Annotated in this window: 22 protein-coding genes; 5 read left to right on the top strand and 17 right to left on the bottom strand. The window is 54.2% G+C overall.

Going from position 1 to position 17,397, the window contains the following annotated elements:
* Positions 1–3: 3 nt before the first annotated feature.
* The 10 genes from JNO48_04835 to JNO48_04790 form a co-directional block, all read right to left on the bottom strand.
* Positions 4–990, bottom strand: a complete 987-nt coding sequence (locus tag JNO48_04835; GenBank protein ID QTE69226.1) for a histidinol-phosphate aminotransferase family protein — start codon at positions 988–990, stop codon at positions 4–6.
* A 146-nt stretch (positions 991–1,136) separates the two neighbouring features.
* Positions 1,137–1,730 carry a 2-hydroxy-6-oxo-6-phenylhexa-2,4-dienoate hydrolase gene (locus tag JNO48_04830; GenBank protein ID QTE69682.1) on the bottom strand — a complete coding sequence of 198 codons (594 nt, stop codon included), beginning with the start codon at positions 1,728–1,730 and terminating at the stop codon, positions 1,137–1,139.
* Positions 1,731–1,933: 203 nt separating this feature from the next.
* On the bottom strand, positions 1,934–2,572 hold the full coding sequence (locus JNO48_04825) for an L-2-amino-thiazoline-4-carboxylic acid hydrolase (protein ID QTE69225.1): 639 nt from the start codon (positions 2,570–2,572) through the stop codon (positions 1,934–1,936).
* A gap of 114 nt (positions 2,573–2,686) precedes the next feature.
* Positions 2,687–2,941, bottom strand: coding sequence for an L-2-amino-thiazoline-4-carboxylic acid hydrolase (locus JNO48_04820; protein QTE69681.1), 255 nt, complete (start codon positions 2,939–2,941; stop codon positions 2,687–2,689).
* Positions 2,942–2,944: 3 nt separating this feature from the next.
* A complete protein-coding gene (locus tag JNO48_04815) occupies positions 2,945–3,322 on the bottom strand; it encodes a hypothetical protein (GenBank protein QTE69224.1) in 378 nt (125 codons plus the stop codon).
* Between the two features lie 238 nt (positions 3,323–3,560).
* Complete coding sequence (locus JNO48_04810) at positions 3,561–4,109, bottom strand: hypothetical protein (protein QTE69223.1); 549 nt, start codon at positions 4,107–4,109, stop codon at positions 3,561–3,563.
* 73 nt (positions 4,110–4,182) lie between these two features.
* Complete coding sequence (locus JNO48_04805) at positions 4,183–4,842, bottom strand: DUF402 domain-containing protein (protein QTE69222.1); 660 nt, start codon at positions 4,840–4,842, stop codon at positions 4,183–4,185.
* A 71-nt stretch (positions 4,843–4,913) separates the two neighbouring features.
* A complete protein-coding gene (locus tag JNO48_04800) occupies positions 4,914–5,417 on the bottom strand; it encodes a 2'-5' RNA ligase family protein (protein QTE69221.1) in 504 nt (167 codons plus the stop codon).
* A gap of 12 nt (positions 5,418–5,429) precedes the next feature.
* On the bottom strand, positions 5,430–5,837 hold the full coding sequence (locus JNO48_04795) for a GNAT family N-acetyltransferase (protein QTE69220.1): 408 nt from the start codon (positions 5,835–5,837) through the stop codon (positions 5,430–5,432).
* 22 nt (positions 5,838–5,859) lie between these two features.
* On the bottom strand, positions 5,860–7,014 hold the full coding sequence (locus tag JNO48_04790) for a DUF4317 domain-containing protein (GenBank protein ID QTE69219.1): 1,155 nt from the start codon (positions 7,012–7,014) through the stop codon (positions 5,860–5,862).
* 237 nt (positions 7,015–7,251) lie between these two features.
* Between JNO48_04790 and JNO48_04785 the strand changes: the two genes are divergently transcribed.
* The 3 genes from JNO48_04785 to JNO48_04775 are packed head-to-tail and all read left to right on the top strand — an operon-like array spanning position 7,252 to position 9,052.
* Positions 7,252–7,824 carry a TetR/AcrR family transcriptional regulator gene (locus tag JNO48_04785; GenBank protein ID QTE69218.1) on the top strand — a complete coding sequence of 191 codons (573 nt, stop codon included), beginning with the start codon at positions 7,252–7,254 and terminating at the stop codon, positions 7,822–7,824.
* Positions 7,821–8,309 (top strand): flavodoxin family protein, encoded by a 489-nt coding sequence (locus JNO48_04780; protein QTE69217.1) that lies wholly within the window; start codon positions 7,821–7,823, stop codon positions 8,307–8,309. The genes JNO48_04785 and JNO48_04780 overlap by 4 nt, the downstream gene beginning before the upstream one ends.
* Positions 8,306–9,052, top strand: coding sequence for a hypothetical protein (locus JNO48_04775; GenBank protein ID QTE69216.1), 747 nt, complete (start codon positions 8,306–8,308; stop codon positions 9,050–9,052). Before JNO48_04780 ends, JNO48_04775 begins: the two co-directional genes overlap by 4 nt.
* 210 nt (positions 9,053–9,262) lie before the next feature.
* On the opposite strand, the gene JNO48_04770 is transcribed toward JNO48_04775, so the two are convergent.
* The 6 genes from JNO48_04770 to JNO48_04745 form a co-directional block, all read right to left on the bottom strand.
* On the bottom strand, positions 9,263–10,000 hold the full coding sequence (locus JNO48_04770; protein QTE69215.1) for an alpha/beta fold hydrolase: 738 nt from the start codon (positions 9,998–10,000) through the stop codon (positions 9,263–9,265).
* A 186-nt stretch (positions 10,001–10,186) separates the two neighbouring features.
* Complete coding sequence (locus JNO48_04765; GenBank protein QTE69214.1) at positions 10,187–10,723, bottom strand: flavodoxin family protein; 537 nt, start codon at positions 10,721–10,723, stop codon at positions 10,187–10,189.
* A gap of 11 nt (positions 10,724–10,734) precedes the next feature.
* Positions 10,735–11,898 (bottom strand): iron-containing alcohol dehydrogenase, encoded by a 1,164-nt coding sequence (locus tag JNO48_04760; protein ID QTE69213.1) that lies wholly within the window; start codon positions 11,896–11,898, stop codon positions 10,735–10,737.
* A 21-nt stretch (positions 11,899–11,919) separates the two neighbouring features.
* A complete protein-coding gene (locus tag JNO48_04755; GenBank protein ID QTE69680.1) occupies positions 11,920–12,537 on the bottom strand; it encodes a hypothetical protein in 618 nt (205 codons plus the stop codon).
* Between the two features lie 274 nt (positions 12,538–12,811).
* A complete protein-coding gene (locus JNO48_04750) occupies positions 12,812–13,519 on the bottom strand; it encodes a hypothetical protein (protein ID QTE69212.1) in 708 nt (235 codons plus the stop codon).
* A gap of 13 nt (positions 13,520–13,532) precedes the next feature.
* Complete coding sequence (locus JNO48_04745) at positions 13,533–13,763, bottom strand: hypothetical protein (GenBank protein ID QTE69211.1); 231 nt, start codon at positions 13,761–13,763, stop codon at positions 13,533–13,535.
* A gap of 192 nt (positions 13,764–13,955) precedes the next feature.
* Between JNO48_04745 and JNO48_04740 the strand changes: the two genes are divergently transcribed.
* Positions 13,956–14,849 (top strand): LysR family transcriptional regulator, encoded by an 894-nt coding sequence (locus JNO48_04740; GenBank protein QTE69210.1) that lies wholly within the window; start codon positions 13,956–13,958, stop codon positions 14,847–14,849.
* Between the two features lie 885 nt (positions 14,850–15,734).
* On the opposite strand, the gene JNO48_04735 is transcribed toward JNO48_04740, so the two are convergent.
* Positions 15,735–16,187, bottom strand: a complete 453-nt coding sequence (locus JNO48_04735; protein QTE69209.1) for a DUF1836 domain-containing protein — start codon at positions 16,185–16,187, stop codon at positions 15,735–15,737.
* A 136-nt stretch (positions 16,188–16,323) separates the two neighbouring features.
* On the opposite strand from JNO48_04735, the gene JNO48_04730 reads away from it, so the two are divergent.
* A complete protein-coding gene (locus tag JNO48_04730) occupies positions 16,324–16,995 on the top strand; it encodes an SGNH/GDSL hydrolase family protein (GenBank protein QTE69208.1) in 672 nt (223 codons plus the stop codon).
* Positions 16,996–17,397 lie beyond the last annotated feature (402 nt).

The raw sequence follows: 17,397 nt of genomic DNA, 5'->3' as shown, positions 1-17,397 counted from the left end.
CATTTACCGCGCATGCAGGATCTCCTCCAGTTCACTGACAAGATGGGTGTTTTCCGCTTCTTTTTTTACGGCCAGGCGCCAGAAACTGCCCGGCAGGCCGAAGGACGCACAGGTCCGGACCAGGATCCCGCGGGCTTTCAGCTGCTCCGCCGCTTCGGACATATTCCGGCGGAAATCAGCCAGCAGGAAATTGCTTTCCGACGGATAAACTTCCGCGCCGAGGGCCTGCAGCTGCCCGGCAAAAGCGTTCCGGCGTTCCGCATTCAGCCGGCAGTCCGCACGGATCTCCTCCGCATGTTCCGGGAGCCGCGCGGCGATTTCCGAAGCGAACGCGTCCAGCGGCCAGGGGAACATCTGCTCCCGCAGGGTCCGGACCGTTTCCGGCACCGCGCAGATATAGCCCAGCCGGATCCCGGGTGTTCCCAGGATCTTGGACAGGGAGCCGGCAATTATCAGCCCCGGACGGAGGAAACCGCGCAGGCTGTATTCCGGACAGTATTCAATAAAGGCTTCATCGACCAGCAGGCCTGCGCCCCCGGCCGACAAGGCATCCAGGAGGGTGAGCAGTTCCGCCGGTTTCCGGACGCTGCCGGTCGGATTGTTGGGATTGCAGATTACCAGGGTATCACCCGGGCGGCATTTTCCGGCCCAGGTTTCAAACGGACGGCCATGGACCCTGGCCCGCTCCGCATACCCGCTGAAGGTCGGCGGCTGGATATAAACACAGCCGGGGGATAAACCGAGCGCCAGATCGATTGCCGCGATTCCGCCGGGAACCGGCAGCACACAGTCCGCCGGGATACCCAGGAACGTTGAAAGACCTTCCCGGGCACGCTTCATATCCGGATCCGGATAGAACCGGATATCCCGCTGGGCGTCACAGACCGCTTCCCGCACCCAACGGGGAGGACCGTCCGGACGAAGGTTCGCGGAAAAATCCACCCATCCGGACGGATCCCCCGAACCCCAGACATTTCCCCCGTGTTTCACGGCGCGGCCACCTCTTTTTCAATCATATACCGCCATATTTTACAATGGAAAAAAATGATCGTCAATTTGTCTATGCACAGGACGATCATAAGATGCTGAATGGAATTCTGCTGAGAATGGATCCAGGAATGCCGGGGCAGCCTCCCTTACACCGGCATTTCCATGAATTCATCAATGGCTTTCAGCACCGGCCCGGTGTACTGTTCCCCGCCGAACAGCCACTGCTCATGCTGCATATCAAACTCCCGGATATCCGGGTTCCGGAAATATTTCCGGTACCGGTTCAGGTATTTTTCACCCATTTTCCGGGCATAGATAAAATGCACCCGGGTATGCTCCACATGGATATCGTCTTCCAGCCAGGTGAGCAGGTCTGTATAGTATTCATTCCGGATGGATTCCGGGCTGAAACGGGCGAAGCAGTCGATGAACTTATCGGCCATCTCATCGCTCATCTCAAAGAAGCGCTTCAGCTTTTCCTTTGACTTTTTCCGCTTCTTTTCGCTTCCGGTGAAGCCGGTGAGCAGCGGCACGACCAGTTTGGACTGCAGCCAGGCGCTGAATTTACCGCTCTGGTCCAGGTCCGGGCTGCCGAATATGCCGTGATCCAGATGGACGTTCTGCCGCTGGATGAGCTGGCCGACGAAAGTGCTCCCCAGGGAGGAACCGATGGCTCCGTCCAGCCGCCCGCCATGGTTCCGGAGAATGTATTCCTCGATCTTCCCGGTGACGGTGATGATATCCGGAAATACCGTGCCGCTGCCGTCAAACCCGTCATAGTTGACGCAGATCAGGTGGTACTTCGCAGCCAGCCTGTCCAGCACCGCATCGAAATTCGTCTGGTAATCACAGGCGGTTCCCGGCAGGAGCATCAGGGTTTTTCCGTTTTTCCTGCCCATTTCATCAAACTGCATGAATGTTTCCTCCTCGTGCCTGACTGCGGTCAGGCTGTGTTTTTCTTCCGATATCCGCAGTCACAGTACGGACCGCCGGACGCCAGGGTATAGGTTCGGACAAAATGATCGGTGCCGCCGGCTTCACTCATCGTATAATCCAACCGGCACATTGCCGGCGTCAGGTCATACAGGCCCAGCTCCTTCATCAGCGTGCAGATGCCGCATTTTGTGAACCGGGCTTCATAGCCGCCGTCATTGGGATACGGGAGGAAAGCCATGTTCCAGGAATAGGGATTTCGGTCGGCTGCCCGCATTGCCGCGGTGGCCTTCATGCCGGCCACATCCTTTTCCGAGAATTTCTGTTTTCCTTTCAGCCGGCAGAACGTCCTCATCGCGCCGGTCATCATGGAATCCCGGTAGTATTCCGCCGCGTCATCCACGGACGGACGCTCCGGCATGCTGAGAAAGAACGCGCACAGCATGGCGCAGCTGACAACATTCATTCTGAACCGGTCCCCCTTTTCAAATTCGGGCAGTTTCCGGATGATTTCCCTGTACTTTCCTTTGGCTTTCGCTGTGATGATCCCGGCGGCCTTCCCGTCATATTCCAGGACGGACGTCAGGCTCTTCCTGAACGACCGGCCAAACAGCAGCCACATCCCGAACGGCATTCCTGTGTATTTCATGGCTCCTCCTTCTTTCAGAACAGCGTGCAGATCGAGGCCAGGACTGCTATGGCCGGAATCATAACAGGGGCTGACCTCCTTCAGGCCGAAAAGGATATCACGATGATTTCCCGCTTAAATGCTTTGGGTCCGTTCCCAGCCGTTTCCGGCGTCTGTTGAATGACGGACAAAATCGAAATCGCAGCAGTCGCCGCCCTGGCAGAGGGTTTTGCTCCGCCTGAAATCCGTGTAGGGGAGGCTGCCGAAATTGATGATATCGGAATGGCAGAACATGGCACCCAGCTTCATCAGGTTCTGCTCTTCAAAGATATGCCGGTAGACACATTCCCGGCATTCAAAATGAAACCGGTCTTTGGGATCCTCATCCAGGTGCTATTCATACTTCCAGCCTGTCCCGGAACCATGGCGGAAGCCGAACGGCAGGATTTTCTTCATGGCCGGCAGGAACCAGGAGCGCCGGGCCAGTTTCTGATACGTCCCGGGCGTCAGCGCTTTCCACATTTCCGTGGAGACAATACGATACGCTTCCTCTTCGGACCGGCCGTGGGCCTGCAGGGACTGATACAGGGCAATGGAAGTCAGGATCTGCGCAATGTGCTTATAGTTTCCCTTATCACAGTACCGGCGCTCTTCTTCCAGCAGGGCATTCATCCTCCGGAAGACATCCTGCCTGATCTCTTCCGGCAGTGTGGGGAAAAACTTCCGATACCGGCTGACCGCAACCAGCTTTTCCGGTGTATAGCTCTTCATCTGCGACTCCTGAATATAAAATAAACTAACGCAATTATGTGAATGCAGAAACAGGGGAGAGGAATGAACAATTCACATAAGTTAGGTGTATCTTACTACGACATTATATTCCATTGTTTCCAGAATGCAAGCCCTTTTGTGCGCGGTCATCCGCACAGGAAAAGAAAAAACGCCGGGATTCCGGCGTTTTGCTGTTCCCGGCGGATATCTGTTCTTCAAAAGGACACCGACGAGCTGTTCATTCGTGAGAAGACGCAGGCTGACTCTCCTGCTCCGGCCGGAACCACAGCTGTACTTCCACGTACCCGTACGGGGCGATGCTTTGAATCAGCTTTTCCACGGAATCGCCGAAGGCACTGAGTTTCCCGAGAAGCATCTGCTTTGTGAGCACTTCCAGGGTATCTCCTCTTGAAAGCTTGGCGCAGCTGTCTCCCAGGGTAAAGCTGACCTGGTCTTCTGGGACCCGGTCCAGCGGGATCTGCAGGCTGTCACCCTGGTCAAACCATTTCTTCAGGTAATTGCTTTCCCCCAAGACAAAGCTGTAGGGATGCTCCAGCCGGGGACGGCCGCCAAGCCGGATGAACTCCTTCCGCACCCATTCATCCGCGGTTTTCCGCAGCGGGTAATAGTGGATAAAGTCCGCAAAGCGGCCAAAAGATTCCATTCCCTCATGGGCAGCCGCGAGCTCCGCAGCTTTGCTGAATGCTTCCGTCTCCGGCAGGAGCATGATATTCTGCCACGGGTCCGTTCCGTGCACAAAATAATGGGTGATGATCAGCGGGGCCATCCCGTTCGTCCTCCGTTTTTCAGGATCCGGCCCGGAACCGCATCCGGGCCGTTTGCTGTATGATCATGCAGATTTATTTTCCCTGCTTTTCCTTCCATTCCCGGATTTCCCGACACATGGTAATCGGTTCCCCGGCGGCAATCCGGTCTTCCGCCAGCTGCCGGACCGCTGCACACCAGGCGTCCATCCTGCGGACATCCCCGCAGTACTCCCGGATGATTTCATCTCCCTCCGCCAGGGCAGATTCATACTGCTCCCGGCTTAGCTCCCCGGATTCATATGCCCGGTCCAGTTCATCCCGGTCGTCGATTTTGAAACCGCCCTCCGGGAACAGGATGACATCCAGGTATTTGTCGAGGAAGAACATGATTCCGTCCTCATCATATCCAAACCCGTCCGTGATATCGATATACCAGACAGAAGGCTGGTATTTTTCACTGGCGGGTACCGGATACTGCTTTCGCTCCGGATCATGGGCCCCGTCCGGGTAATACATGACGGTGATCACCCGATGGGTATTGTCCGGAACCAGTGCAAGCCAGGTCATTCCGCCGCCGGTGACCTGCATCCGTTCCCCGGCAGGCGTTTCCCAGTAATTCCTTTCCCCGTCCTCTCCGTCCGTATTGCGGATCAGGCACGCCATGCCATGGAACAGGTCATCATCAATCCGCATCTGGTAATACGGATAGTACTGGAATCCCCACTGGTCCCGGTTCAGCCGTTTGTGCTTCATACTGATTTCCTTTCATGGGTGCGGATGGTCTGCGGGAAAAAAGAGCCTGTTCCTTTATCACAGGTTGGCCTCTATTTCAGTGATACGGACAGGATATGCTGGGTTGGCCAGAATTCATACAAATGCAGGACAGTCACTTTTCCGTCCATGGCGGAGAAACCATCCAGGACAGCAGGAATTGCCTGCTGAACCACATCCGGTTTGTCAATCAGCAGGGTAGTATGCGGTGACCAGCTGAAGGGATCACTGCTGTCCATAAAACGGTCCTTCAGCGCCAGCATCTCCCGGGTGACTGACGGAGCAGCAAACAGGACGTCATTCTGCGGCAGCCTGAACAGGCCGATATGACTGAAGGAAACGGGGAAGGCTTCCTGCGTTTCCGCGATCTCCGTGAGGCGGGCTTTCAGTTCCGCTTCCCGGTCGGTGCTGTAGGATCCCAGGGTGAAATGCATGGGAATGTTCTTTGTCTGGATACCGGTGAAACCCATTCCATAGAGTTTTTCCTGCATTCCGGCCAGGATGCTCTCTGTCCGGTCATCGTATCCCGCAAGCACATATAAGGATTTATCCGCCATACAGAACCTCCCTCAGACCCTGCCGGGCGCCCGGACCATGACCCGGCCTTCCACTTTTTCAAAGCCGTATTTTTCATACAGGCCGTGGGCGTCCAGGGTGAACAGGAAACCGCGGATGCCTGCAAATTCCGGCAGCGAGGCAATATGGGACACCAGGGCTTTCCCCAACCCCCGGTGCCGGCACTCCGGATCAATCACCACGTCGCACAGGTACCAGGAGGTCGCGTAATCGCTGATGACCCGGGCAAAACCGGCCAGGTGCTCCCGGCCTTCCAGGACGATGCCGTAGCAGGATGAATTCTCCATGGATTTCAGGATTTGTTCCCGGGACCGTTTGTCGGCCCAATAGGTGGTTTTCAGCAGCCGGACAACATCATCCAGGTTGATCTGATCTGTGCCTTCAATGATCCGGTAATTCATCTGTTTCACGCTCCGCAGAAAATTACTTTGTCGCGAACACCGGCTGGCCGTTGACGGCGATATCGCCTTCAATCGGGATCAGCAGGTAGCTGCGGCCGTCGATGATCCGGGTTTCCAGCAGATCCGCCTGCTTGGGATCCACCTTGATGGATACGCTGGGCAGGTCCACCTTGAACTGCTTGGGCGTCACGATGTTGACCGCGGGCAGGACCGCCCCGGCCCCGAAGGTGGCATCAAAGCCCTTCTGGAAGGCTTCCGTTTTCTCCTCGGACACTCCGGCATCCGTCAGGACCCGGGCCACATCCTGCTTGGAGAGCATGAGGGGCTCGGCGTCCTTATCCTTCTGCTGCTCTTCGATGAGCTCAGACACTGTTTCATGCATTTCCTGGACCACATCCAGGGAACATTCGGTTCCCAGCGCCTGGGCCAGCAGGGCCTGGAAGTTATCGGTCTGCTCCGAGGCGGGCATCTCCGCTTCCACATTGAAAGCCGCTTTCAGGAATGCCTCATGGGCATTGCTGCTGTTCCGGCTGAAGAAAAGCATGGTGTTTACGTCGGCGGCGCCGCCTTCATAAAGCGGGAAGAGGAAGCCCAGCTCCGGATTGCCGGCCAGCCACTCCGGGATGCGCTCGTGGAAAACGCTGTCCGCGGGAACATACCGCAGCGCCGGCTTTTCCTGTTTGACCGGGCAGACGGCGCAGAGAACATAGCTGAATGCGCGGTCGGAGTTTTCATAATCGATTTCTTCGTTCACATCGCGCTTCCGGACATCAACATCATCATGCAGCATTAGGATCAGCCAGTTTTCCGCGTTCTGCGCATCCTCCACGGACTGCATGTCCGGATGCTCCGCACGGATGCCGGAGATCAGCCGGGTAAAGATATCCTGCAGCACGGCTTCATCCGCCAGCGCGGTATCCCTTGCCCGGAGCAGGATATCATCCGCTTCCGCCGGGAACGCGATGGGCGTGAGCGACTGGCCGATCTGTCCGGAAAGAACTTTCCTGAAGATGGTCATATACCGCTCGTTCTCCTGTTCATTGAGGGTGGCAACGGCCAGCTGGAAGCTGGTGATGAGATTGCCGATATGGTCCACATAGCAGCCGCAGATTACGGAAGGGTTGCGCTTGGCAGGGTTCAGCCGCCGCCTGAGTTCAGATAGGTCTCTGAGGTTCATGATCCGGTCCGTCCTTTCATCGGGTAGAAACGGTGTCATTTTACCCGCTTGCCGGGAAAAAAGCAACGCAGGGGCCGAATCAAAAGCACAGGAATTCCGCACGGGAATGCTGTGCACAGGATTGTACAGGCCAGGAAATAAGCGACAGAGAAAAAAACCCGGTTGACAAACTGAACCGGAATGAGTAATATAACAAATGTTACATAACGAATGTTGTGAAAAGGAGGCGCCTCGCACATGCCGCCAAAGACGAGAATCACAAAGGACATGATCATCGATGCCGCAGTTGAAATTGTCCGGAAAAGCGGATTTGAAAGCGTCAATGTCCGGACGGTGGCCGGACAGCTGAACTGCTCCACCCAGCCGGTGATGTATCATTTTGAAACGATTGAAAAGCTGAAGAGAGCCGCTTTTGAAAAAGTGGATCGGCTGCATTTCGAATATATGATGAACTGCCCGGCGGGCATGGATCCCGTGCTGAGCATTGGGCTGAACTACATCCGCTTTGCCGTGGAGGAGCCGCAGTGGTTCCGATTCCTGTTCCAGTCCGGTTACGCGGAAGAAAGAAGCCTCCTGGAAATGGTGAATTCCGAAGGCCTGGCACCGCTCCTCGCGGCGATGCAGGAAGAAGCCGGGCTGAGCCTGGAACAGACCCGGGGCGTATTCCTGACGGTCGCGATGTTTGCCCATGGATATGCCAGCATTATTGCCAACAACCACCTGGAATTTGATGAAAAGCTGATCGCAAAACACCTGGAGCGCGCCTGGAACGGCGCAGTGCTCGCAGCCGTACAGGAGGGAAATTCATGACAGTCATTATTCACGACCTGGACCAACAGTATTCCGGCCTGGTTGAGGCAAAATGCGACCGGGCGGTTGCGGCAGACGGAAAATACGCCCCGTGCCAGGGGTGCTTCGGCTGCTGGACGAAGCATCCGGCGGAATGCTTTATGAAAGATACCCTGCAGCAGGTTTGCCGGATCATCGGATCGGCGGACGAGCTGGTGATCGTCACGAAGAACCTGTACGGCGGATACAGCGCGGATATCAAAAACGTCCTGGACCGCTCAATCGGCACATCCACGCCCCTCAGCACCTACCGGGGACGGCAGATGCACCATACGCTGCGATACGGCCGGCACGGGCTGTGGAAGGTGATTGTCTACGGTGAGGCTACCGAAGATGAGAAGGCCACCTTCCGGTACCTGGCGGAACGCAATGCGGTGAATGATGGATTCGAACGAACCGAAGTCAGGTTCATTGAGGACCTCTCAGAACTGGAGGGATTGCTATGAAAACCGTACTGATCAACTGCAGCCCGAAAAAGCGCTTCTGCGCTTCCTCCTATTTCCTGGCCCTGCAGCGGCTGTTTGTGAGCGGGGAGAAGGTGACCGAAAAGCTGCGCACCCCGGCGGATTATGACCGTATCCTGGAACAGCTCCGGGACGCGCAGAACGTTGTATTCGGCGTTCCCCTCTATGTGGACAGCATTCCATCCCACCTGCTTCGCTTCCTGGAAAAGATGGAGGCTTTCTGCAAGGAGAACAACCTGAAACTGAACGTCTACTGCATTGCCAACAACGGGTTCATTGAGGGCAAACAGAATGAGCCGTTGATGCAGAATTTCGAACATTTCTGCAGCCGGGCCGGCCTGACCTGGAGCGGCGGCGTCGGAATCGGCGGAGGCGTCATGCTGAACGTGACCCGCATCCTGTTTGTGGTGCAGATCGGGCTGCTGGCGCTGAACACGCTGCTCAGCGCGCTCAACACGGGGAACTTCTTCCCGAAGGACGCATGGATCAGCTTCGGGGAAAGCACGGCATTGCTGCTGTTCTTCAACCTGGGCGTCCTGTTCTTCCTGGCCCGCATGGGGCATCATATCCGCAAAGGAACCGGAAGCGGGAAAAAATATACCCGCATCCTGATTCCGTCCTTTGTCTTCATCATCTTCGCGGACATCTTCTTCGTCATCATTTCCCTGTTTGAAGGCGGACTCTTCCGCGGGTGGCTGGCGAAGAAGGAATACAGGAAAGCATAACAGCCGACGACTTTACACGGCGGAGGCCCGGGTTCTTTTGCCCTGCGAAACTGCAGATGCGGCTCCGTCGCACCGTATGCGGCAGTATTTCTCCGATTTGCCGTTCAGCGGCACGTTTTTCTGACACAATTCTTGAAAAGCAGAACACTGCTGAGTATCTCCCTTTGCCAGTCGGAAAGCTATCTGAAATTCGGGATTCTCGGTATGCAATCACTGGATGTGTGAGGTCAAGAAATCTTTTGCGTACTGCGTGGAAATCCGGAAGGGCTCGCCGGAATAGAATCCATGCCCCGCTCCATTGATGATTTTCAGTTCCGCGTGATCGTACACTGCAACGGCGCGTTCCGAATAAGCAAGCGGAACAACTGTATCCCTGTCCCCGTGAACGATCAGCACATCCCGATGATAGCCTACGATGACCTCATAGATATCGAAAGACAAGGCGTCCCGGGCATAGATGGCGCTCACGCCAAAGGAAGGATCATCCTGAAAAACGTGCCCCGGTTCATCCCAGCCGGGATTTCTCTCCTTCGCATCATCCTGCAGCACGAACGCCGGATAGTACAGAACCAGCGCCTGAATATCCTCGCGCCGGGCGGCGACATAAGCGGATACAAATCCGCCCTGGCTCTCGCCCAGAAGAAATACCTGTTCCGGATCAACGCAATCAAGCGCTTTGATCTGGTCGATGACCGTGTCCAGGGTGGCCGCCTCTGTCAATACGGATGTGTTCAGCATGCTCCTCGTATCCGGATTGCGGAGATTGAAGGCATAGGCAGCAAACCCTGCCTTCGCCAGTTCTTTGGCGATATTTCCGGTAATATACGTATAGTTGCCCGTGAACCCGTGTGTCAGGATGACCGTCGGAAACGGGCCTTCACCATTCGGAGTATACAGCACACCTTCGATGGCGTTTCCGTTCTGTTCAATTACAGGCTTCAATAACATGGTGCTTTCTCCTTTTGCGCTGTGAATTGAAATGCACCCTGTCACAAGTGAACAGACAAAAAGTACGATAAACCTACGCCAAAGCTTTCCATCATGGCATCTCTTGATATGCGGCATCCTTGTCTCCTCAATGCATCTTCCTCGGAACGGATTATTCAGCCTGGTAGAAATGGTTGATCATTTGCTTCATTGTGCATTTTCTTTTTTCAGAGCCTTTCCGAATGCGTACAGCTCCTGCCGTTTCTCCTCGGACTTATTTTTTTCACCGCTAGCTGTGAAGATTCCTGCATTTTTCACGCCCCAATACTCCACGATGGACTGGTAGTACTGGGTAATGGCCGGACCATAGACAAAGGCGTCGCCGGAGGAAAGGATCAGCGCGGTCTGCTTCACGTTTTTCGGAATACCGAAGGCATAGGTGCGATGGATCACGGCCTGCAGCTGGGCGGAGAACGTAAAGTAGTAGATGGGTGAAGCAAACACCACCATGTCGGCAGAGAAAAACTCAGGATAAAGCCTCTGCATATCGTCCTGCTGCACACACTTGCCTTCGCCCTTGTTATGGCAGTATTCGCAGCCCAGGCAGCCCTTCACATTCATGCGGGCCACAGAGAAAGTGACAACGTCGTGTCCGGCTTCCTTTGCGCCTTTTTCAAAGGCTGCAACCATATCAGCAGTCGCTCCGTCAGGATGGGGGCTGCCGTTTAAAACCAGTATTCGCATGCGTGGTTCCTTTACTTTCCGGCACAGGTTTTCAGGATCGTGAGGAAATCTTCCCTGGTGAGCTGCCTGCAGCAGCCGGGATTAGGCCTGCACTGATCCGCGATGGTCTCCAGCATGGCATCGTCCACGTCAATCCCCAGTTCAGTGAAATTCGTTGGCAAACCCAGTTCGCGGATGAATAATTCCAGCGCGTCGATGCCGGCCAGCGCCGTTTCCAGCGGACTCCTTCCGGCGGTGTCCACGCTCATGACCTCGGTGGCAAAGCGGGCAAACTTCTCCGGCGCAGCGGAAAAAATATACCGGTACACTACCGGATGAAGAACAGCCAGCGTCCTTCCATGGTTAGCGTCGGTGTATCCGCTGATCCAGTGCTCAATGCTGTGGCACTGGAAGTCGCTCATCTTCCCGGCACCGGGCAGGCCGCTGAGAGCCAGGGATGAATCCCACAGCAGCTCACTGCGGGCGTCCATGTTCTTCGGATCATTCTTGATCGTCCTGGCATTGCGGATCACATTGCGCATGATCGCTTCCATGATTTCGTCGCTGACGAAGCTGCCCTTGCCGAAGTATGTTTCCATATAGTGACTCAGCGTGTCGAAGGCGCCGGTCAGCAGTTGCTTCGTCGGAACGCTCACTGTGTACGCAGGATCGATGATGTTGAATACAGCATGTTTCCCCGCGAAGGTCACCTTCTCATGCTTCTCTTCATAGTTGACGCCGGCCAGCCAGTTCATGTCGCTGCCGGTGCCGCCCAGGGTCAGAACGATGCCCATGGGGATGGCGTCCCGGGGCAGCTTATGCTGCACTGTTTCGTATTCCCAGATATCCTCGTCAAGCATCGCCTGCACTGCTGCCGTGCGCACGCAGTCGATCACGGAGCCACCGCCCACCGCCAGCATAAAATCCACCTTCTGTTCCAGGGCCAGCTTTGCACATGCCTGCACCTCAGAATATCGCGGATTCGGCGTAATACCGGAAAACTCGATGATTTCTTTTCCTGCTGTTTTCAACAGGCTGACGATCTCGTCATATACACCGTTGCGTTTGATGGATCCACCGCCGTAAGCCAGCAGAATGCGGTTTCCGACCTGAGACAGTTCAGCTTCCAGTCCATGCTTTGCTGCACCTTCACCAAAGTAAACCCGAACAGGATTGTGGAACATAAAGGGATTCATGCTGTGTTCCTCCTTCAATCATCATTTCATGGAAAGTGTGATCGTCACATCGCCGTTGCTCAGGAGCATCCGCATTTCATCGGAGGTCTTGTCAGTGATGTGTCCCAGCCGGGTATAGGCCCAGGAATTGCTCCCGTAGAACACCACCAGCTGATTGCTGGAATACAGCACGATGTCTCCGGAAGAAGTGCTGGTCTGTACATCACTGCTGGGCAGGCGCTGACCGATGGAGCCGACCTGCTCAAAACCGCCGTACATGGACATCTGAATGGTCAGGTCGTTCGCTGCCAGTTCCTTCAGCGCGGAAACGGATTCGTTGTCTTCCCAGGCCACGGTGACCGGAGTATCGTTGATCTTCATCTGCATCACGGATGCTTCCTCCTCTTCGCTTTCGTCCAACTCAATCAGCACGTCATAGCTGCCATTCAGAGCCGCGATGTCCGCCAGCGGGCAGGTGATCACGCCGATGTTCACCTGGCTGCCGTAGATTTCAGATTCGTCCTGATCCTCAAACAGGATCGTAAAGTAAGGCGCGTCGGTGGCGTAGTCGATATCGCCGTTCAGCCAGCCGTAATGCTCTTCTTCATTGTAGGGCAGATCCTCGGTCACGCCGCAGAAGTCATGGGAATAGCGGCTCATGTGCTGGGTATAGGGCAGCTTGGCAATCAGAGCCTGAGCTGTTTCGCTGTCGTTCAGCATCCCGGGGATCACGGTTTCGCCGAAGTGCAGCAGGATCTTCGTGCCGTTTTCCGGCGGCAGGCGGGTCGGCATGATGGGATCGTCGGTCTGCATCTGCGCGCCATCCTTTGCCACACGCTTTCCACTTTCAGCAGAAGTGGTCATGCACACAGACAGCATCATCAGGATCGCCAGAATCATCATCATAGTACGTTTCATTATCAGATCCTCCTTCTTATTTCATCGTGCTTTGCACAAATTCTCTCACTTCATTTTCAGAATCACTCGGACAATATCCGGAAACCGCCACGCCACGGATCACGGTGGCGTTTGGCTGCATCAGCTGTATTTTTTCCACGGAGTCTGCAAAGCGGCTGCCGCAGTGGGTGGTCATGACATAAACCGTTTTGCCGGAGAGATCGGTCTCCTCCAGGAAAGTCCGCAGAGGGGTACATACGGTGTAGTGCCAGATCGGGGCTACCAGCCACACAGTGTCATAGCTTCTGACATCCTCCAAGTGAGTCGCAAGCGTCAAATCCACAAAGTCGATATCCTGGCCTTCGCCTACCTGCACGGTTTGATAATAATCAGAGGGGTAAGTGTAGGCGGTCTGGATTTGGAATACATCCGCTTTGGTCTCCTCGGCGATCCAGCCGGCGATCATCTGGGCATTGCCGACCAATTCGCCGCCTTCACCCCGGTTCAGGGTGGCGCTTGATACCACGTCCACGTCCGGATCAAACATCGTATTGCCCACACGGGAAAACCAGACGACCAATATCCTGTGATCCTCTCCGGGAATCAGGCCGACAGGTTCCGCAGCCTGCGGGGTATAATCCGTGTATCGGGTGTAGTTCCTGATCTCATCATCGCTTTCCGCGAATGCGCCTGTCTGGAGCAAGGTCATCATCGCTGCCAGCAGAACGAGAATCCATCTTTTCACTGCTTTCCCTCCTCTACAAAGAAGCTTTTGTTTTCACGTTCCAGATCAGATAATCCAGCAGATCCAATTTCTTCTGTTCCGCGTGTATTCTTTCCAGCAGGAGGCGGCGACAATCCCCAAGCAGCCGCAGCTGTTCCTTCTGACGCCCGGAGCCCTGACATGTTTCGAACTGTTTGATCAGTTCTTCGTCACAGCCCGCATCCGCCAGGCATTCATGAACCTGCTCTGCAGTCATAGCAATCATATTTTCACCTCCCGATCATATTGTAAAGTTCACCATTTAAAATAGCAAATACTTAAAAGACAAAGCAACTTTTGCTTTTCAGGCAATAATAAATGCTGTATAATGGTGGCAAATTAGCTAAAAGCCAATGATTCGTCCAGCCGGGCCACAAACAGCGGGGACGGCTGGCATCATGGTATGGGAGGGATGTATATGGAACTTCGGGTACTCAATTATTTTCTGACGGTAGCACGGGAGGGCGGACTGACCGGAGCCAGTGAAGTGCTCCATGTGACCCAGCCCACCATGTCCCGGCAAATCCAGGAGCTGGAAGAGGAACTGGGTCAAAAGCTGTTTATCCGCACGACCCGTTCCATGGTGCTGACGCCGGAAGGGATGTTGCTGCGCAAACGGACTGAGGAGATCCTTGAGATGGCCGAACGGACGAAAGCAGAGTTTTTCTCCATGGGCAGCGCCGTGGCCGGGGACGTTTTCATTGGCAGTGGAGAAACCTTTGCTCTGAAAAAGGTGACTGACCTGATGGCGCAGATCAGGGAGGATTATCCCGGCATCCATTATCAAATTTACAGTGGCAACGCTGAGGACGTAATGGAACGGCTGGAAAAAGGCCTGCTGGACTTCGGCGTTCTGGTGGAACCGGTGGATGTGTCTCGCTACAGCAGCTTTCGCCTTCCCTCCAAAGACACCTGGGGTCTGATCCTGCGGCGGGATCATCCGTTGGCGCAGAAGGACCGCATCCGGAGAGAAGACCTCATTGGTATTCCGCTGATCATGTCCCGTCAGGATATGGCATCGCAAAAAATTGGCAATGATTACCTTGACTGGTTTGGGAATAGCTACGAATCACTGGACATCGTGGCAGGTTACAGCCTGATGTACAACGGCGCGCTGATGGTCAAGTCCGGCATCGGCTGCGCAGTAGGCCTAGATCAGGTCGTCAACACTACGGAAACTTCCGACCTCTGCTTCCGTCCCTTCGATCCACCGCTGGAGGCGGGCATCGTCGTCATCTGGAAGAAGTATCACGTGTTTTCCAAGCCTGCTGAGATGCTGCTGGAGAAGATGATGGCTGCGTTCGGAAAATAGAAAAGTCTGCAGTCTGCTTATGAATCAGACTATTAGAAATTGGCTAATCGTCGAAAAATGTAATTAGAATGGGGAAAAGAAAAATCCGTCAGGTTTTCAATGATTTGTTGCTCCTGACGGATCTTCCGCACACCCGGCGGGATTCGAAGCCCCGCAACCTCAATCGGCGCGACTGCCCACTGGGCAGCTCGCTTGTTTCGGTTGAGAAAGGCGCTGACGAAATTTCCGCCACCGGCGGTCGTCAGTGCCTTTCCCGTTCGCTCAATGGTCGTATGAAGCCCTTGGAGCGGGCTTCATACTCCCTTTCGCGCTAACGAACTCGAGTCGCTTCCGCTTCGCGGACAGCCCACCGGGCTGACGCTTCTCTCGTTCGCCCCCGGCCTGCGGCCGTGTGTCCGAATCCCCATGAGAATAACAAAAATACGGAAACCCATGAAGGGCTTCCGTATTTTTGGTGATCCCGGCGGGATTCGAACCCACGGCCTGTCGCTTAGGAGACCAAAAAGGCGGTATGCCGCGAAGTTCCGCCGAAGTCTGTCAACATCCCGGAAGGCTTGATTTCTAAGGAATGCAGCCGATTGAAAATTCCGCGAAGCTCTCTCAAAATCCCTCGAAATCCGTCAAATTCCACCCCAAAATTAGAACGCGATTAGAACTTTCTAATTTTGGCGGGTGGCGCGCCGCGTCACCGACCGCCTTTATTAGAATTTTTGGCTACAAAACAGGATTACAACCTGTTCTAATTCATCCTACCGCCAATCTTGGCGATAGGACGAAAATGTATGTTCTTTTCTTGAACAACCACAGCAAATTGTGTTTTTCATCCCTGATATACACAGCAGTATAGCATGCAATTTCATCTCATCCAGTTATTCGATCCTTTGATCAGTCCATCAGCAAACGTAGCGCAAGCTGCAGTGAAGCAGATTCAAGCGCGTAATCCAGAGCAGGAATGTTTCCTTTTGCGATGATCTCATTTTTGACTCGTCTTTGCGTAGCTACAAAGGAACTGTACATCTCTTTCGTTTCTATTCCACTTTCCGGATGCAGGATCTTATTCATCACATCAAGCGGCGTGGAAACTTTCATCAGGCTGATCATCAACAACTGGGCCAGCGCTTCCCGGCTGTATTTTTTCCCGGTCGGCTTGTCGATCAGGCCGGCTTTGACATAGTTGTTGATCATGCTGGACGTCAGGTCGAGCCTTCCGCTGATGCCGGGGAAAGTCCTCGCCACATAGGTTACCAGCTGATCCATATACAGGCCGAAATCCGGAAGTTCATCCCACTCCGGAAGGCGGCAACCTTCCAGCCGTTTCAGGATTTCATCATGCGTCATGGAACACATCCTCCGTCCATTTTCTCCAAGATATCACAAACGAACAAACAAATCAACAACGCCGCTTGACAAAATATTATAAACGTTATAATCTGGTATTGGTAACCAGATTAAACGATATTGGAGAAAAGAACCAATGAACGAAATCTATCTTTTCGGTGATTCTGCTGCGCAGGGGATTGTCCTGGATGAATCAGAAAATTACAGGGTTTCCAGGGTAGGATGCATCCGGCTCATGAGACGCAGCGAGTATCCCATTCACAATTACGCAGTTCACGGATATACGGTCAACCAAGGACTGGAATCATTCCGAAACCTGAGAACTGAGCCGGGAAACATCTGCGTCATCGAATTCGGTGGCAATGACTGTGATCTGGACTGGGATGCGGTTTCACAGGATCCGGATCATTTTCATGACGGTAAAACCCCGCTGGCTGAGTTCAGGAGCCTTCTGAAGCAGTTTGTCCTGGAATCCAGGGCTCGGGATCTTGATCCTGTTCTTGTCACACCGTTACCGCTCATGTCAGGCCGGTATTACCGCTGGGTTTCAAAGAGACGGGATGCTGACCGTATCCTGAAGTATCTTCGGAATGATCCGGAGAGCATTTCCAGATGGCAGGAACGATACGCGATTGCAGTACGATATACTGCGGCAGAATGTGGCTGCCATCTGGCAGACGTCAGAGCCTGGATGCTGGAAGAACTGGATTATCCGTCTCTGATCTGTGAAGATGGGATTCATCCCAATGAAGCAGGCCATGAAATCATTGCCCGGAAAGCGATGGAGCACTTTCCTCATAAAGGATGATGCGCCGCAAAGTATCAGAGACTGCTTACCGGCAGGTTTTCACCGGCTTAACTTTTTATGTGTTGTAATCGTTTCAAGAATCATTTTTTCCATTTCCGTCATACAATGTTCCTGTTTAAACTGCTGTGTGTATCCCAGGTATTTTTCACTGTATAGATCCTTTGTTTTTGGATGATCTGAAGTCTGAACTGGCACAAATCAAGATCATTCCTGTTCCAGCAGAAAGAACGAAGAAACTGAAACAATACCAACAGAAGCTTGCCGGCCTGACTTTTTTGGAAAACTGCACTACGTCTTTGATACGGATTGCGGCGGCGTAAGACCGAGGGCTCGTTTTTCGGGCAAAAAGGGCTCGTTCGAGCCCTCCTGTGAAGTCGGGTATGGACCCGGCTATATTTTTTA

It is taken from the genome of Clostridiales bacterium (assembly GCA_017569285.1).
In the GTDB taxonomy this organism is placed as follows: domain Bacteria; phylum Bacillota; class Clostridia; order Christensenellales; family Aristaeellaceae; genus Aristaeella.
Note: the sequence above shows the minus strand (reverse complement) of the source record. Positions and strands in the feature narration are given on the sequence as shown.